The sequence below is a fragment of the Pseudomonas sp. B14-6 genome (genome assembly GCF_013260315.1).
Classification (GTDB): Bacteria; Pseudomonadota; Gammaproteobacteria; order Pseudomonadales; family Pseudomonadaceae; genus Aquipseudomonas; species Aquipseudomonas mandelii.
In genome coordinates this window covers 4996162-5011120 of the sequence record NZ_CP053929.1, presented here as the reverse complement: position 1 = coordinate 5011120, position 14959 = coordinate 4996162, and the positions used below count along the sequence as shown (strand labels likewise).

General features: G+C 60.5%; 10 protein-coding genes. 2 read left to right on the top strand and 8 right to left on the bottom strand.

The features are described from left to right. Positions 1-11 precede the first annotated feature (11 nt). Positions 12-833, top strand: a complete 822-nt coding sequence (locus HP062_RS22930; RefSeq protein ID WP_172792065.1) for a hypothetical protein — start codon at positions 12-14, stop codon at positions 831-833. Positions 834-1049: 216 nt separating this feature from the next. Here the strand turns inward: HP062_RS22930 and HP062_RS22925 are convergent, their stop codons facing one another. Both HP062_RS22925 and HP062_RS22920 read right to left on the bottom strand, forming a co-directional pair. After that, positions 1050-1433, bottom strand: coding sequence for a type II toxin-antitoxin system PemK/MazF family toxin (locus tag HP062_RS22925; RefSeq protein ID WP_010464404.1), 384 nt, complete (start codon positions 1431-1433; stop codon positions 1050-1052). 86 nt (positions 1434-1519) lie between these two features. After that, positions 1520-2416 carry a LysR family transcriptional regulator gene (locus HP062_RS22920; protein ID WP_010464406.1) on the bottom strand — a complete coding sequence of 299 codons (897 nt, stop codon included), beginning with the start codon at positions 2414-2416 and terminating at the stop codon, positions 1520-1522. Between the two features lie 118 nt (positions 2417-2534). Between HP062_RS22920 and HP062_RS22915 the strand changes: the two genes are divergently transcribed. Beyond that, positions 2535-3809 carry an MFS transporter gene (locus tag HP062_RS22915; RefSeq protein ID WP_077747677.1) on the top strand — a complete coding sequence of 425 codons (1275 nt, stop codon included), beginning with the start codon at positions 2535-2537 and terminating at the stop codon, positions 3807-3809. A gap of 173 nt (positions 3810-3982) precedes the next feature. Here HP062_RS22915 and hemE read toward each other — a convergent pair whose 3' ends face one another. From hemE to aroK, 6 genes are all read right to left on the bottom strand, one after another. Further along, on the bottom strand, positions 3983-5050 hold the full coding sequence (gene hemE / locus HP062_RS22910) for a uroporphyrinogen decarboxylase (protein WP_010464411.1): 1068 nt from the start codon (positions 5048-5050) through the stop codon (positions 3983-3985). Between the two features lie 187 nt (positions 5051-5237). Further along, positions 5238-6656, bottom strand: a complete 1419-nt coding sequence (locus HP062_RS22905; protein WP_010464413.1) for an FAD-dependent oxidoreductase — start codon at positions 6654-6656, stop codon at positions 5238-5240. Positions 6657-6782: 126 nt separating this feature from the next. After that, positions 6783-11228, bottom strand: a complete 4446-nt coding sequence (gltB, locus tag HP062_RS22900) for a glutamate synthase large subunit (RefSeq protein WP_077747616.1) — start codon at positions 11226-11228, stop codon at positions 6783-6785. A 351-nt stretch (positions 11229-11579) separates the two neighbouring features. Then, positions 11580-13178 (bottom strand): SPOR domain-containing protein, encoded by a 1599-nt coding sequence (locus HP062_RS22895; protein ID WP_172792064.1) that lies wholly within the window; start codon positions 13176-13178, stop codon positions 11580-11582. Between the two features lie 10 nt (positions 13179-13188). Then, the gene (aroB, locus tag HP062_RS22890; RefSeq protein WP_102593630.1) at positions 13189-14289 is read right to left on the bottom strand and encodes a 3-dehydroquinate synthase; all 1101 of its coding nucleotides are present in this window, start codon (positions 14287-14289) and stop codon (positions 13189-13191) included. Positions 14290-14440: 151 nt separating this feature from the next. After that, positions 14441-14959 carry a shikimate kinase AroK gene (aroK, locus tag HP062_RS22885; protein WP_010464421.1) on the bottom strand — a complete coding sequence of 173 codons (519 nt, stop codon included), beginning with the start codon at positions 14957-14959 and terminating at the stop codon, positions 14441-14443.

Genomic DNA, 14959 nt, shown 5'->3' with positions numbered 1-14959 from the left:
GAGTGAAGGGAATGACTCTGTTTCAGCGCATCGGCGCAGTATTCACCCTGGCCGTTGCGCTGAGCGGCTGCACCAGCCCGGTGTACACCGCCAAGGAACACTTTCCCGGCGACAAGGGCCTGAGCGACGACAGGATGAGCCGCGCCATCGTCACCGCACTGATCGAGCGCCAATGGATCGTGCAGTCGGCGCGCCCCGGCATGATCAAAGCGGCAATCACCGTGCGCGACCGGCACCACGCCGAAATCGACATTCCCTATACCTCCACCTCGTTCGAAATGGACTACCGCGACAGCCGCGGCCTGGACTACAAGGACGGCAGGATCCACGGCACCTACAACCGCTGGATCAATTACCTGCGCGACGACGTGGTCAAACAACTGGCCACCGACCCGGACGCTGATCAAGTCTTCGCCTCGCAAGGCGCCTATGAACCCACCTACCAGGACTTTCAGGAAGGCGTGAAACGCGCCACCGAGGTTGGTCTGCTGGATGGCAGCGTCAAGTTCTACCTGGCGGGAGAAGCACTGCCGACCCAGGTGCACAAGCTGAATGCGGTGAGCAGCAGCCGAAGAGCCGACGACAACGAAGACAAATCCGCTGAAGACGCCTGCTACTGGGCGTTGCAATCGACCTTGGCGACGTTGCAAAGCAAGGCCAAGAAGGCTGGTGCTAACGCCGTGATCAACATCGCCGGCATCAACAAGCGCGACCTGAGCCAGGACACCGGGAAATACCAGTGCAGTGACGACGAGGAAATACCTGGGCTGGAAGCGCTCAAGGCCGTGGTGTCCGGGGTGGCGTTGCGCGGGGATCTGGTGCGGGTTGACTGAGGCGAGCACCTCGAGAACGACAAAGGGCGCCTTTCGGCGCCCCTTCACAAACAGGTCGGCTTGTCATCGCCCTGTACCTGTCTGGCTCTGCGATGGCTGGTTGCCCAGGATCCTCAGAGTCTCACAAGCCCCTTACGGGAACGGGGGGAGTATTGCCCGAAACAGGATCAAGGGCAACGACTGGCCATTCGCCTGACTGCGCCACTTCCGATGCCATCACAGGCCAAGCGCACTACGTACCGCGACTTTGATTGCGTAAAACTCATCTGTTTCAAGGTGTGAAATAACATAAACACGCTTTCCATGTCGGTCTCGACTTTTGATCCGGTCCAGCCTGGAGAGGCTTACTGTCGCAACCATATCGCATTTCGCCCAGCAAACAGGACTGGCACCCTGTAGATGACTTTGAAGTTCCAGGTGGTGATCAAGTATGCGATCCGGAGCGGTAGTACTGAGCGGCACAACTGTCACCAGTAAGCTGTTGGTTTTGTGTTTTCGTATCACGACAACAGGTCTGACTTTGATCATTTCGGGGACTTCATACCCCCTGAAATCACAAATCAGCACACTGCCTTCCTTCGGTTGATATAGAAGTGGCATCCATGGCACTCATCGAAAGAAATCGATTTTGCTCAACAATCGCGCAAATCACTAAACAGGATCCGTTACTTTAAGTGTCCCTGCGCTCAAGCCCCCTCAACCTTCCTCGTCAACAAATCCACAAACGCCTTGGCCATCGGCGACTTCTGGTCCTTGCGCTGCACCAGCCACACCGCCGACACCGCTTCCGGATCAAGCAACGGCCGGTACACCACGCCGTCAATGCGCATCCGCTGATAAGACGCCGGCAGCACCGACACGCCCAGCCCCGCCGCCACCAACCCGATAATCGTCATTGCCTCGCCTGCCTCTTGCGCGAAGTGCGGGCTGAAACCGGCATCGCGGGCCAAGCTGAGCAACTGTGCGTACAGACCGCTGCCATAGCTGCGTGGGAAGAAAACGAACGGTTCGAGGGCCAATGCCGAGAGGAACAAACCCTCTTCGCTGTCGTTCACTAGCGGATGTTTGGAGCTGAGCACCGCGACCAGCGGCTCACGCATCAACTCCACGACGCTGAGGGAATCCGGCAGCCCAAGCGGTCGCATGATGCCGACTTCGATCGACTCATCGACCAGCGCGTCGGCCACTTGGGTGCTGCTCATCTCCCGCAGATTCAAATGCACCGCCGGGAAACGCTGGCGGAACGAGAAAATCGCCTGGGGAATGGTCGAGTTGAACGGCGCCGACGAAGTGAAACCAATTTTCAGTTCGCCCAACTCACCCAACTGCGCACGCCGTGCCACGTCGGCCGCTTTGTCGACCTGCGCCAGCACCAGTCGCGCTTCTTCCAGAAACAGCCGACCGGCCTCGCTGAGTTCGACCCGACGATTGGTTCTCTCGAACAGCCGTGCTCCGACTTCCTGTTCCAGCGCCTGAATCTGCTGGCTCAGGGGCGGTTGCGAGATGCCCAGCACCTGAGCGGCGCGGCCGAAGTGCAATTCTTCGGCGACGGCGATGAAGTAGCGCAGGTGACGCAATTCCATGAAAACTCCATTAGGTCGTTAAACCTATCAAACAGGTCGAACAATATATTGGATTGAATCATTAGGCAGCTATATGCTTTTTTCATTGCCTGACCGGCTGCGCCCTCCGAGGTCCGAAGTGAAAACTGCTGTCGCCCCCCTTGCCCACGAAGTTCCGCCCACCTCGGTGGACGATGTTGTCGCCGAATTGAAAGAGATCTACATCGAGAAAGGCACGCCGATGTTCATGCGCACGGTACTGGCGCTGTTCTCCGGCGGCTTTGCGACCTTCGCCCTGCTCTACTGCGTACAGCCGATGATGCCGCTGCTGTCCCACGAGTATTCGATCAATGCGGCGCAGAGCAGCCTGATCCTCTCGGTGGCCACCGGCATGCTCGCCATTGGCTTGTTGATCACCGGCCCGATCTCCGACCGTGTCGGACGCAAACCGGTGATGGTCGCGGCCTTGTTCGCCGCCGCACTGTGCACCATGGCCAGCGCGATGATGCCGAGCTGGCAAGGCGTGCTGGTGATGCGTGCGTTGATCGGCTTGTCGTTGAGCGGCCTGGCGGCGGTCGCCATGACGTATCTGAGCGAAGAGATCCACCCGCAGCACATCGGGCTGGCGATGGGTTTGTACATCGCCGGCAATGCGATTGGCGGGATGAGCGGCCGCTTGATCACCGGCGTATTGATCGACTTCGTCAGCTGGCACACGGCAATGCTGGTGATTGGCGGGCTGGCGCTGATCGCGGCGACGGTGTTCTGGAAAATCCTCCCCGAATCACGCAACTTCCGCCCCCGCTCGCTGCACCCGCGCAGTCTGCTCGATGGCTTCACCATGCACTTTCGCGACGCTGGCCTGCCGCTGCTGTTCCTTGAAGCCTTCGTGCTGATGGGTGCGTTTGTCACCCTATTCAACTACATCGGCTATCGCTTGCTGGCCGAGCCGTACCACATGGACCAGGTCTTCGTCGGTCTGCTGTCGGTGGTGTACCTGTCGGGCATCTACAGCTCGGCGAAAATCGGCTCCTTGGCCGACCAACTGGGCCGGCGCAAAGTGCTGTGGGCGACGATTGTGCTGATGCTCGCAGGCCTTGCGCTGACCATGTTCACGCCGCTGCCGTTGGTGATTATCGGCATGTTGATCTTCACCTTCGGCTTCTTTGGCGCGCATTCCGTGGCCAGCAGTTGGATAGGACGGCGAGCGGTGAAAGCCAAGGGGCAGGCTTCGTCGCTGTACCTGTTCAGCTATTACGCCGGGTCGAGTATTGCAGGGACGGCGGGCGGGGTGTTCTGGCACTTGGGCGGGTGGAACGGGATCGGGTTGTTCATTGGTGCGTTGCTGGTGATTGCGCTGCTGGTGGCGTTGAAGCTGGCGAAGTTACCGCCGTTGGGCGGAGTCAAAGCCTGACACCACTCCGTGTGGGAGCGAGCCTGCTCGCGAAAGCGGTCTTTCAACAGACATCACTGTTGGATGTGCCGGCCTCTTCGCGAGCAGGCTCGCTCCCACATTGACCGAGTGGTTCCGAAGATCTCTATACAAAAACGCCCGGCATAAGCCGGGCGTTTTTTATTGGACGACGATCACTCGTGATATTGCGCCGACAGCTCATGTACCGCGCGCATGAACGCACCCGCATGTTCCGGATCAACTTCCGGGGTAATGCCATGGCCGAGGTTGAACACATGACCACTGCCTTTGCCGTAGCTGGCGAGAATCCGACCGACTTCGGTGCGGATGGCTTCTGGCTTGGCGTACAGCACAGTCGGGTCCATGTTGCCTTGCAGGGCGACTTTGTTGCCGACGCGTCGGCGGGCTTCGCCAATGTCGCAGGTCCAGTCCAGGCCCAACGCATCAGCGCCAGCGTCGGCGATGCTTTCCAGCCACAGGCCGCCGTTCTTGGTGAACAGGATGACCGGTACTTTGCGGCCTTCGTGTTCGCGGATCAGGCCGCTGACGATTTTGCGCATGTAGGCCAGGGAGAACTCCTGGTACGCCGCCGCCGAGAGGTTACCGCCCCAGGTGTCGAAGATCTGCACCGCTTGCGCGCCGGCCATGATCTGGCCATTGAGGTAGCTGGTGACCGACTGCGCGAGCTTGTCCAGCAGCAGGTGCATGGCTTGCGGGTTGTCGTAGAGCATAGCCTTGGTCTTGCGGAAGTCTTTCGACGAACCGCCTTCGACCATGTAAGTGGCCAGGGTCCACGGGCTGCCGGAGAAGCCGATCAGCGGCACGCGGCCGTTGAGTTCGCGGCGGATGGTGCTGACCGCGTCCATGACGTAGCCAAGGTCTTTGTGCGGATCAGGAATCGGCAGGGCTTCGATATCGGCCATCGTGCTGACGACTTTCTTGAAGCGTGGACCTTCGCCGGTTTCGAAGTACAGGCCTTGGCCCATGGCGTCCGGGATGGTGAGGATGTCGGAGAACAGGATCGCCGCGTCCAGTTGCGGATAGCGGTCGAGTGGCTGCATCGTGACTTCGCAAGCGAACTCCGGGTTCATGCACAGGCTCATGAAGTCACCGGCCTTGGCACGGCTGGCGCGGTATTCCGGCAGGTAGCGACCGGCCTGACGCATCATCCATACCGGCGTGACGTCTACGGGTTGCTTGAGCAGGGCGCGAAGGAAACGGTCGTTCTTCAGGGCAGTCATGTCGGCATCCGGAAAAAAAGTGCGGGCATTTTCTCAGAGCTCGACGCAAAAGGCACGGTTGCAGGTCAGCCTTTTGTCTATCGGGTCAATTTGTCGCACAGATGCAGCGGTAAGTTTCAAGCTGCAAGCCGCAAGCGCCGTGGCTTTGAGCTTGCAGCTAAACCCTTGAAACTTGTCGCTGGCGTCGTCAGACGCCCAAGTAATCCAGGATCCCTTCGGCCGCATTACGGCCTTCGAAGATCGCCGTTACCACCAGGTCAGATCCGCGAACCATATCGCCACCGGCGAAGATTTTCGGGTTGCTGGTCTGGTGCTTGTACTGACCTTGTTCCGGGGCCACCACGCGGCCCTGGCTGTCGGTCTGGATGCTGAACTGCTCGAACCACGACGCCGGGCTCGGACGGAAACCAAATGCGATGACCACGGCGTCGGCCGGGATGATCTCTTCGGAGCCCGGGATCGGCTCGGGGCTGCGACGGCCACGGGCGTCCGGTTCGCCGAGACGGGTCTCGACCACCTTCACGCCTTCGACGCGGTCTTCACCGACGATGGCGATCGGCTGGCGGTTGTAGAGGAATTTCACCCCTTCTTCCTTGGCGTTCTTCACCTCTTTGCGCGAGCCCGGCATGTTCGCTTCGTCACGACGATAAGCGCAGGTCACCGACTTGGCACCCTGGCGAATCGAGGTGCGGTTGCAGTCCATCGCCGTGTCGCCGCCGCCCAGCACCACAACCTTCTTGCCTTTCATGTCGACGAAATCTTCCGGCGACTTTTCAAAGCCCAGGTTGCGGTTGACGTTGGCGATCAGGAAGTCGAGCGCGTCATGCACGCCCGGCAGATCCTCACCGGCAAAGCCGCCCTTCATGTAGGTGTAGGTGCCCATGCCCATAAACACGGCATCGTATTCTTCGAGCAGTTGCTCGATCGTCACGTCCTTGCCCACTTCGGTGTTCAGGCGAAACTCGATACCCATGCCGGTGAAGACTTCGCGACGATTGCTCAACACGGTCTTTTCCAGCTTGAACTCGGGGATACCGAAGGTCAGCAGACCGCCGATTTCCGGGTTCTTGTCGAACACCACCGGGGTCACACCGCCGCGTACCAGCACGTCGGCACAACCCAAACCTGCCGGGCCTGCACCGATCACCGCAACACGCTTGCCGGTCGGTATAACCTTGGACATGTCCGGGCGCCAGCCCATGGCGAACGCGGTATCGGTGATGTACTTCTCGACCGAACCAATGGTCACCGCGCCGAAGCCGTCGTTGAGGGTGCAGGCACCCTCGCACAGACGATCCTGCGGGCACACCCGGCCGCAGACTTCCGGCAGGGTGTTGGTCTGGTGCGACAGCTCGGCGGCCTGGAGGATGTTGCCCTCGGCCACCAGTTTCAGCCAGTTCGGAATGAAGTTGTGCACCGGGCACTTCCATTCGCAATACGGGTTACCGCAACCCAGGCAGCGGTGGGCCTGATCGGCCGAATGCTGGGGTTTGAAGGGTTCGTAGATTTCCACGAACTCTTTCTTGCGTTGACGCAACAGTTTCTTCTTCGGATCTTTGCGCCCGACATCGATGAATTGGAAGTCGTTGCTGAGACGTTCGGCCATCTTCAAAACCTCGTACACGACAGCTTCAAGCTACAAGCTTCAAGCTGCAAGAAAATCAAATTAATCCGCCACACCGCGCAAGCTTCAAGCTTGGCGCTTGAAGCTTGCGACTTGCCGCTGCGTCGTTTATTGCGGACTCGCACGAGTACTTGAGAGCAGAGATTTCAGACTCGCCGCCTTAGGTTTGACGAGCCAGAAACGACGCAAATAGTCATCGAGGTTTTCAGCGAGGTTACGACCCCACTCGCTGTCGGTTTCCTCGACGTATTCGTTCAGCACGCGTTGCAGGTGGCTGCGATAGGCTTCCATCGCCTCACCGCTGATCCGCTGGATTTCCACCAGTTCGTGGTTGACCCGGTCAACGAAGCTGTTGTCCTGGTCGAGCACGTAGGCGAAACCACCGGTCATGCCTGAGCCGAAGTTGTAGCCGGTCTTGCCCAGGACGCAGACGAAACCACCGGTCATGTACTCGCAGCAGTGATCGCCAGTGCCTTCGACCACGGTGTGAGCACCGGAGTTACGCACGGCAAACCGCTCGCCCGCGGTGCCGGCGGCAAACAACTTGCCGCCCGTGGCGCCGTACAGGCAGGTGTTGCCGATGATGGCACTGTCCTGAGTCTTGTAGACGCTGCCCTTCGGCGGAACGATAACCAGCTTGCCGCCAGTCATGCCTTTGCCGACGTAGTCGTTGGCGTCGCCTTCCAGGTACATGTTCAGGCCGCCGGCGTTCCACACGCCGAAGCTCTGACCGGCCGTCCCTTTGAAGCGGAAGGTGATCGGCGCGTTCGCCATGCCTTGGTTGCCGTGTTTGCGGGCGATTTCACCGGAGATCCGCGCGCCGATCGAACGGTCGCAGTTGCAGATATCCAGGGCGAAATCAGCGCCGCTCATGTCGTTGATGGCCGAGGTGGCCATGTCGACCATTTTCTCGGCCAGCAGGCCCTTGTCGAACGGCGGGTTGCGGTCGACCTGGCAGAATTGGGGCTTGTCTGCCGGGATGTGATCGCTGCCGAGCAACGGGGTCAGGTCCAGGTGTTGCTGCTTGGCGGTCTGGCCTTCGAGGATATCCAGCAGATCGGTACGACCGATCAGCTCTTCGAGGGAGCGCACGCCCAGCTTGGCCAGCCACTCGCGGGTTTCTTCGGCGACGTAGGTGAAGAAATTCACCACCATGTCGACGGTCCCGATGTAGTGATCCTTGCGCAGCTTCTCGTTCTGAGTGGCGACGCCGGTGGCGCAGTTGTTCAGGTGGCAGATGCGCAGGTATTTGCAGCCCAACGCGATCATTGGCGCGGTGCCGAAGCCGAAGCTTTCAGCGCCGAGGATCGCGGCCTTGATCACGTCGAGGCCGGTTTTCAGGCCGCCGTCGGTCTGCACCCGGACTTTGCCGCGCAGGTCGTTGCCACGCAGGGTCTGGTGGGTTTCGGCCAGGCCGAGCTCCCACGGAGCACCGGCGTATTTGATCGACGTCAGCGGCGATGCACCGGTGCCGCCGTCATAGCCGGAGATGGTGATCAAGTCCGCGTAGGCCTTGGCCACACCGGCGGCGATGGTGCCGACGCCTGCTTCTGCCACCAGCTTCACCGAGACCAGGGCCTTCGGGTTGACTTGTTTCAGGTCGAAAATCAACTGCGACAAGTCTTCGATCGAATAGATGTCGTGGTGCGGCGGCGGCGAAATCAGGGTCACGCCCGGCACCGCGTAACGCAGCTTGGCGATCAGACCGTTGACCTTGCCACCTGGCAGCTGCCCCCCTTCACCGGGCTTGGCGCCCTGAGCGACTTTGATCTGCAGCACTTCAGCGTTGACCAGGTATTCCGGGGTTACACCGAAACGGCCAGTCGCGACTTGCTTGATTTTCGAGCTTTTGATGGTGCCGTAACGCGCCGGGTCTTCGCCGCCTTCGCCGGAGTTGGAACGCGCACCGAGGCGGTTCATGGCTTCGGCCAGGGCTTCGTGGGCTTCCGGCGACAGGGCGCCCAACGAGATGCCGGCAGAGTCGAAGCGCTTGAGCACCGATTCCAGCGGTTCGATCTCGCTGATGTCCAGCGGCGTGTCCAGGGTCTTCACCTTGAACAGATCGCGGATCATCGACACCGGACGGTTATCCACCAGCGCCGTGTATTCCTTGAACTTGCTGTAGTCGCCCTGCTGCACAGCGGCTTGCAGAGTGTTGACCACGTCCGGGTTGTACGCATGATATTCGCCACCGTGGACGAACTTCAGCAAACCGCCCTGCTGGATCGGCTTGCGCGGGCTCCAGGCTTCGGCCGCCAGGGCTTTCTGCTCGGCTTCGATGTCGACGAAACGCGCGCCCTTGATGCGGCTCGGTACGCCACGGAAGCTCAGCTCACAGACTTCTTCAGACAGGCCGATGGCTTCGAACAACTGCGCACCGCGGTACGACGTAATGGTCGAGATACCCATCTTCGACAGGATCTTCAACAGACCTTTGGTGATGCCTTTGCGGTAGTTCTTGAACACCTCATAGAGGTCGCCCAGCACTTCACCGGTACGGATCAGGTCGCCCAGCACTTCGTAGGCCAGGAACGGATAGACCGCCGAGGCGCCGAAACCGATCAACACTGCAAAGTGATGCGGGTCACGAGCGGTGGCGGTTTCCACGAGGATGTTGGAGTCGCAACGCAGGCCTTTCTCGGTCAGGCGGTGGTGCACCGCGCCGGTGGCGAGCGAAGCGTGGATCGGCAACTTGCCCGGGGCAATGTGGCGGTCACTCAGCACGACCTGGGTGCGGCCGGAGCGCACGGCTTCTTCAGCCTGATCGGCGACGTTGCGGATGGCCGCTTCGAGGCCGACGCTTTCGTCGTAGTTGAGGTCGATAATCGCGCGCTCGAAGCCCGGACGATCCAGGTTCATCAGCGAACGCCACTTGGCCGGCGAAATGACCGGCGAGCTTAGGATCACGCGCGAGGCGTGTTCCGGCGACTCCTGGAAGATGTTGCGCTCGGCACCGAGGCAGATCTCCAGCGACATGACGATGGCTTCACGCAGCGGGTCGATCGGCGGGTTGGTGACCTGCGCGAACTGCTGGCGGAAATAGTCGTATGGCGTGCGCACGCGCTGGGACAGCACGGCCATTGGCGTATCGTCGCCCATCGAGCCGACGGCTTCGTAGCCCTGCTCGCCGAGCGGACGCAATACCTGGTCGCGCTCTTCGAACGTGACCTGGTACATCTTCATGTATTGCTTGAGCTGGTCGACATCGTAGAAAGCCGAACCGTGGTCGTTGTCTTCCATGGTCGCCTGGATGCGCAGGGCATTCTTGCGCAGCCATTGCTTGTACGGGTGACGGGACTTCAAGCGGTTGTCGATGGCGTCGGTGTCGAGGATCTGACCGGTTTCGGTGTCCACGGCGAAGATCTGGCCCGGGCCCACACGCCCCTTGGCGATCACGTCTTCAGGCTGGTAGTTCCAGACGCCGATTTCCGAGGCCAGGGTGATGAAACCGTTCTTGGTGGTGACCCAACGCGCCGGACGCAGACCGTTACGGTCGAGCAGGCACACCGCGTAACGACCATCGGTCATTACCACGCCGGCCGGGCCGTCCCACGGTTCCATGTGCATCGAGTTGTATTCGTAGAACGCCCGCAGATCCGGGTCCATGGTTTCGACGTTCTGCCACGCAGGCGGAATGATCATCCGCACGCCACGGAACAGGTCGATGCCACCGGTAACCATCAGCTCGAGCATGTTGTCCATGCTGGAGGAGTCGGAACCGACACGATTGACCAGCGGGCCGAGCTCTTCCAGGTCCATCAGATCGTTGGTGAACTTGGTGCGACGGGCCACGGCCCAGTTACGGTTGCCGGTGATGGTGTTGATCTCGCCGTTGTGGGCGAGGAAGCGGAACGGCTGCGCCAACGGCCATTTCGGCAGGGTGTTGGTCGAGAAGCGCTGGTGGAACACGCAAATCGAGGTTTGCAGGCGCTGATCGCTGAGGTCTGGATAGAAGGCGGTCAAATCCGCCGGCATCATCAGGCCTTTATAAATGATGGTCTTGTGCGAAAAGCTGCAGATGTAGTGATCGGCATCGGCAGCGTTGGCCACGGACGAGCGACGACGGGAGGTGAACAGCTTGATCGCCATGTCCTGGTCGCTCAGGCCTTCACCGCCGATGTACACCTGTTCGATCTGCGGCAGGCGCTCCAGGGCCAGACGGCCGAGGACGCTGGTATCGATCGGCACTTTGCGCCAGCCGATAAGCTGCAGGCCGGCGGCCAGAATCTCGCGGTTCATGTTCTCGCGAGCGGCTTCGGCTTTGACCGGGTCTTGGTTGAAGAAGACCATGCCCACGGCATATTGCTTGGGCAGTTCGACGCCGAAGGTTTCCTGGGCGATGGCTCGCAGGAACACGTCCGGCTTTTGAATCAGCAGACCGCAACCGTCACCGGTCTTGCCGTCGGCGTTGATCCCACCGCGGTGGGTCATACAGGTCAGGGCCTCGATGGCCGTTTGCAAAAGGGTATGACTGGGCTCGCCCTGCATATGGGCTATCAGGCCGAAACCGCAGTTATCCTTGAATTCATCTGGTTGGTACAGACCTGCTTTCATAGACACTTTCTCACCAGGCTGCCTCTTTTCGAGGCAAATTTCTTTTCAATTCAACCACTTGCGTTCCGCGCCGAACGTTCGCCGGCTTCAGCGGGGGCAAAAGGGTGGTCATTGTACACAGCGACACAGAGGCTCACAAATTTGACGACGAACTGTCGCAAATCTATGTCGCATTTGTGAAAGGTTTAAAGCGATCTGCTGTGCTAGTCAAAACTTTTTTAATTTTGACCGCAACGACTCAAAGACTACTGTGACGCAGACACCACAAGGCACGCGGCCTGTAGAGGCGGCATGCACTTGTAGAAATTTTGAGGTGCTTGGAGAGGCGGCCTGGGTAAGGCCGCCGAATCTTCAGCGAGTTGTTGCCAGTTCCTGTTGGACGCTGGCGACAGTGCGAGGCCAAGGTTTACCAGCCTGAACCTTCGCTGGCAAGGCCTTGATGGCGGTCAGGGCTGCATCGCGGTTGGCGAAGTTACCGTAGGTGATGACGTAAAGCGGCTTGCCGTTGAGGACTTTCTTGAAGTAACGGTACTCGCCGCCCTGCTCTTTCACGAAGTTTTGCGCGGTCGCTTCGGAGCTGGTGCCGAGGATCTGCACCACATAGTTGCTGGTAGGCTGCCCGGCGTACCAGGTACCACCAGCGCCTTTCGCAGGAGCGGCAGCTGGCTTCTCGACAGGCTTGGCGGTGGCCACGGCGGCTGGCTTGGCTGGCGCTGGGGCCGGCTTCACGGCTGGCGCAGTCGGGACTGGCTTGGCGGTCGCAACCTGAGTCGGCGCAGGCACCGGTTTGGCGGCAGGCGTCGGCGCAGGGCCAGGCTGGATGCCCGCCGGCGGCGCAGTGGTGGTCACGGTTGGCGGTGTAGCGCTGGAACCTTCGACCGGCACACCGTCGTCGCCTTCGGTGATGCCACCGGCGGCTTCGGCCAGCGGACCGCGCATGACCGGTTGCGAATTGCCGACCAGCGGCAATGGCATCGGCTGCGAATTACCGGCGAATTCGACGGAAGGTGCCCCGCCGCTATCAGGTTGTGGCGTGCCCTGGCCGAGCGGCAGTTGCGCCTGTTCGTTGGCCGGCGCGCCGGTGGTCGGTGCTTTGCTGCGGCCCGGCATCAACCAGGCGGCGGCTACCGCGACCACGACGACGGCGGAAATCGCCAATACGTGTTTCTTCGGCATGTTGAACCCCATACTTGGACGCTTGACCGCTGAGCGGCTGGCAATCATGGCTTCGATCATTGCATCGCGGGCAACCTGGTTGATGTTGCCAGGCCAGCCGTCGGAGCTTTCGTGAATATCAGAGATCTGATCTGCGGTAAAAAGTTCGATACCCCGGCCGGCGCCTTCGAGCCGCTGGTCCAGGTATTCGCGGGTTTCTTCTTCGGTGTAAGGCTGCAACTCGATGACGTGGAAGCGTTCTTCCTCGAGGCTCAGCGCGTCCAGTTGCGCAATCAGCGACGACTCACCGAACAGGAACACATGCGGACGACCTTCCGGCGCACCAGCGGCCAGGGCCAGCAAGGCCTCCAGCGCGGATTCGTCGAGCTGCTCGGCGTCATCGACCAGCAAATAGACTTCCTGCCCGGTCAGCGCCAGCTGCACGACCTGCGACAGAATCGCATTGACCTCCGCCTGGGCAACGTTCAGCGCCTGGGCCACCTGGTGCAGCACGCCAGCCGCATCGCCAGCGCCACGGGCGGAAACCACCACGCTTTGCACCGATTGCTTGTTGGTGCTGGCCACCAGGGCCTGGCGCAACAGGGTCTTGCCGCTGCCCTGCGGGCCGGTGACCACCAGCAGCAACTGGCTATAGCGCGCCAGATGATGCAGCTGCCCCAGCACCGGTTTGCGCTGGGCCGGGAAGAATTTGAAGCCAGGCACCCGTGGAGCAAAAGGGTCATGACTCAACTGGTAATGGCCGAGGAAAGCCTCGTCGGCATGCAAACTAGTCATCGGGATCTTATTAACCTTTAAGCTGAGCCAGGGCGCGGTAATCCGCTCCCAGCGTGGCCTGTAAAACTTCTTTCGGATAATCGTCGGTCACCACCGCTTCGCCCATGTGGCGCAGCAGCACCAGGCGTAAACGACCGTCGATCACTTTCTTGTCAATTGCCATGTGTTCTAGAAAATCGGCTTCAGTCATCTCTTCAGGCGGGATGACCGGCAGGCCGGCACGCTGAAACAGGCGAATACCGCGATCGCGTTCTTGCTCGCTGATCCAGCCCAATCGCGCGGACATTTCCAAAGCCATTACGGTGCCAGCAGCGACGGCTTCACCATGAAGCCAGACACCATAGCCCATATGGGTTTCGATAGCGTGGCCGAAGGTGTGACCCAGGTTCAACGTGGCACGAACACCGGTTTCCTTCTCGTCGGCACCGACCACTTCAGCCTTGGCGGCGCAGGAACGCTCGATGGCATACGTCAGGGCGACCTGGTCCAGGGCGCGCAGGCGATCGACGTTTTCTTCGAGCCAGGTCAGGAATGGCTCGTCGCAGATCAGCCCGTACTTGATGACTTCCGCCAGCCCCGCAGAGAGTTCGCGGGCCGGCAGGGTGTTGAGGGTCGCGGTATCGATCAGCACGACGTTCGGCTGATAGAACGCGCCGACCATGTTCTTGCCCAGCGGATGGTTGATCCCGGTCTTGCCGCCCACCGAGGAGTCGACTTGCGACAGCAACGTGGTCGGGACCTGGATGAAATCGACACCGCGCTGATAGCAGGCAGCCGCGAAACCGGCCATGTCACCAATCACACCGCCACCGAGGGCGATCACCGTGGTACGGCGGTCGTGGCGTGCAGTCAGCAGGCCGTCGAAAATCAGTTGCAGGGTTTCCCAGGTCTTGAAGGCTTCGCCGTCGGGCAGCACCACGGAAATCACCGAGAACTGCGCGAGGCTGCGGGTCAGACGTTCGAGATAGAGCGGCGCAACGGTCTCGTTTGAGATGATCGCCACTTGCCGTCCGCGGATGTGCGGTGCCAGCAGTTCCGGCTGATCCAACAAACCTTCGCCAATATGAATCGGGTAGCTGCGCTCGCCTAGATCGACCTTGAGTGTCTGCATGTGTCCCCACAGTGAAGATGGAATCAGGCGTCCTGCCTTGAATTAACGAATGTCCACGGCGTCTGCTGGTGTGACGCCGTTCGGTAGCCATCCGCCACAACCATGAGCAGTCGTGACAGGACGCCGAGGATAGCGCATTTCGCGCCTCGCTTTAACGGGGAGGTAGTTGCTGCAAGCGTTCGAGAATATCGAGCACGACCATTCGCGGCGGCCGCTCATCGGTTTCAACCACCAGGTCAGCGATTTCCCGATACAGCGGGTCGCGGATCGCCAGCAGATCCCGCAGGGTCTTGGCCGGATCAGCGGTGCGCAACAAGGGGCGATTGCGATCGCGGGACGTGCGGCCGACCTGCTGCTCGACAGAGGCATGCAGATAGACCACCCGACCGCCGGCGTGCAACGCCCGACGATTGGCTTCGCGCATCACCGCGCCACCACCGGTCGCCAACACCACGCCATCGCAGCCGCACAGCTCGGCAATCATCGCCTGCTCGCGGTCACGAAAGCCCGGTTCGCCTTCTTTATCGAAAATCCACGGGATATTGGCGCCCGTGCGCAATTCAATTTCCTTATCGGAATCTTTGAACGGCAGGCGCAGCTCTTTGGCCAGCAACCGGCCGATGGTGCTTTTTCCAGCCCCCATCGGTCCAACAAGAATCAAATTTCGCAC

Bases quoted from the DNA above. Each gene is read 5' to 3' on its own strand.
- HP062_RS22930 (WP_172792065.1), top strand. From the start codon at position 12: ATGACTCTGTTTCAGCGCATCGGCGCAGTATTCACCCTGGCCGTTGCG.
- HP062_RS22925 (WP_010464404.1), bottom strand. From the start codon at position 1,433: ATGCCACTTCTATATCAACCGAAGGAAGGCAGTGTGCTGATTTGTGAT.
- HP062_RS22920 (WP_010464406.1), bottom strand. From the start codon at position 2,416: ATGGAATTGCGTCACCTGCGCTACTTCATCGCCGTCGCCGAAGAATTG.
- hemE (WP_010464411.1), bottom strand. From the start codon at position 5,050: ATGACTGCCCTGAAGAACGACCGTTTCCTTCGCGCCCTGCTCAAGCAA.
- HP062_RS22905 (WP_010464413.1), bottom strand. From the start codon at position 6,656: ATGGCCGAACGTCTCAGCAACGACTTCCAATTCATCGATGTCGGGCGC.
- gltB (WP_077747616.1), bottom strand. From the start codon at position 11,228: ATGAAAGCAGGTCTGTACCAACCAGATGAATTCAAGGATAACTGCGGT.
- HP062_RS22895 (WP_172792064.1), bottom strand. From the start codon at position 13,178: ATGACTAGTTTGCATGCCGACGAGGCTTTCCTCGGCCATTACCAGTTG.
- aroB (WP_102593630.1), bottom strand. From the start codon at position 14,289: ATGCAGACACTCAAGGTCGATCTAGGCGAGCGCAGCTACCCGATTCAT.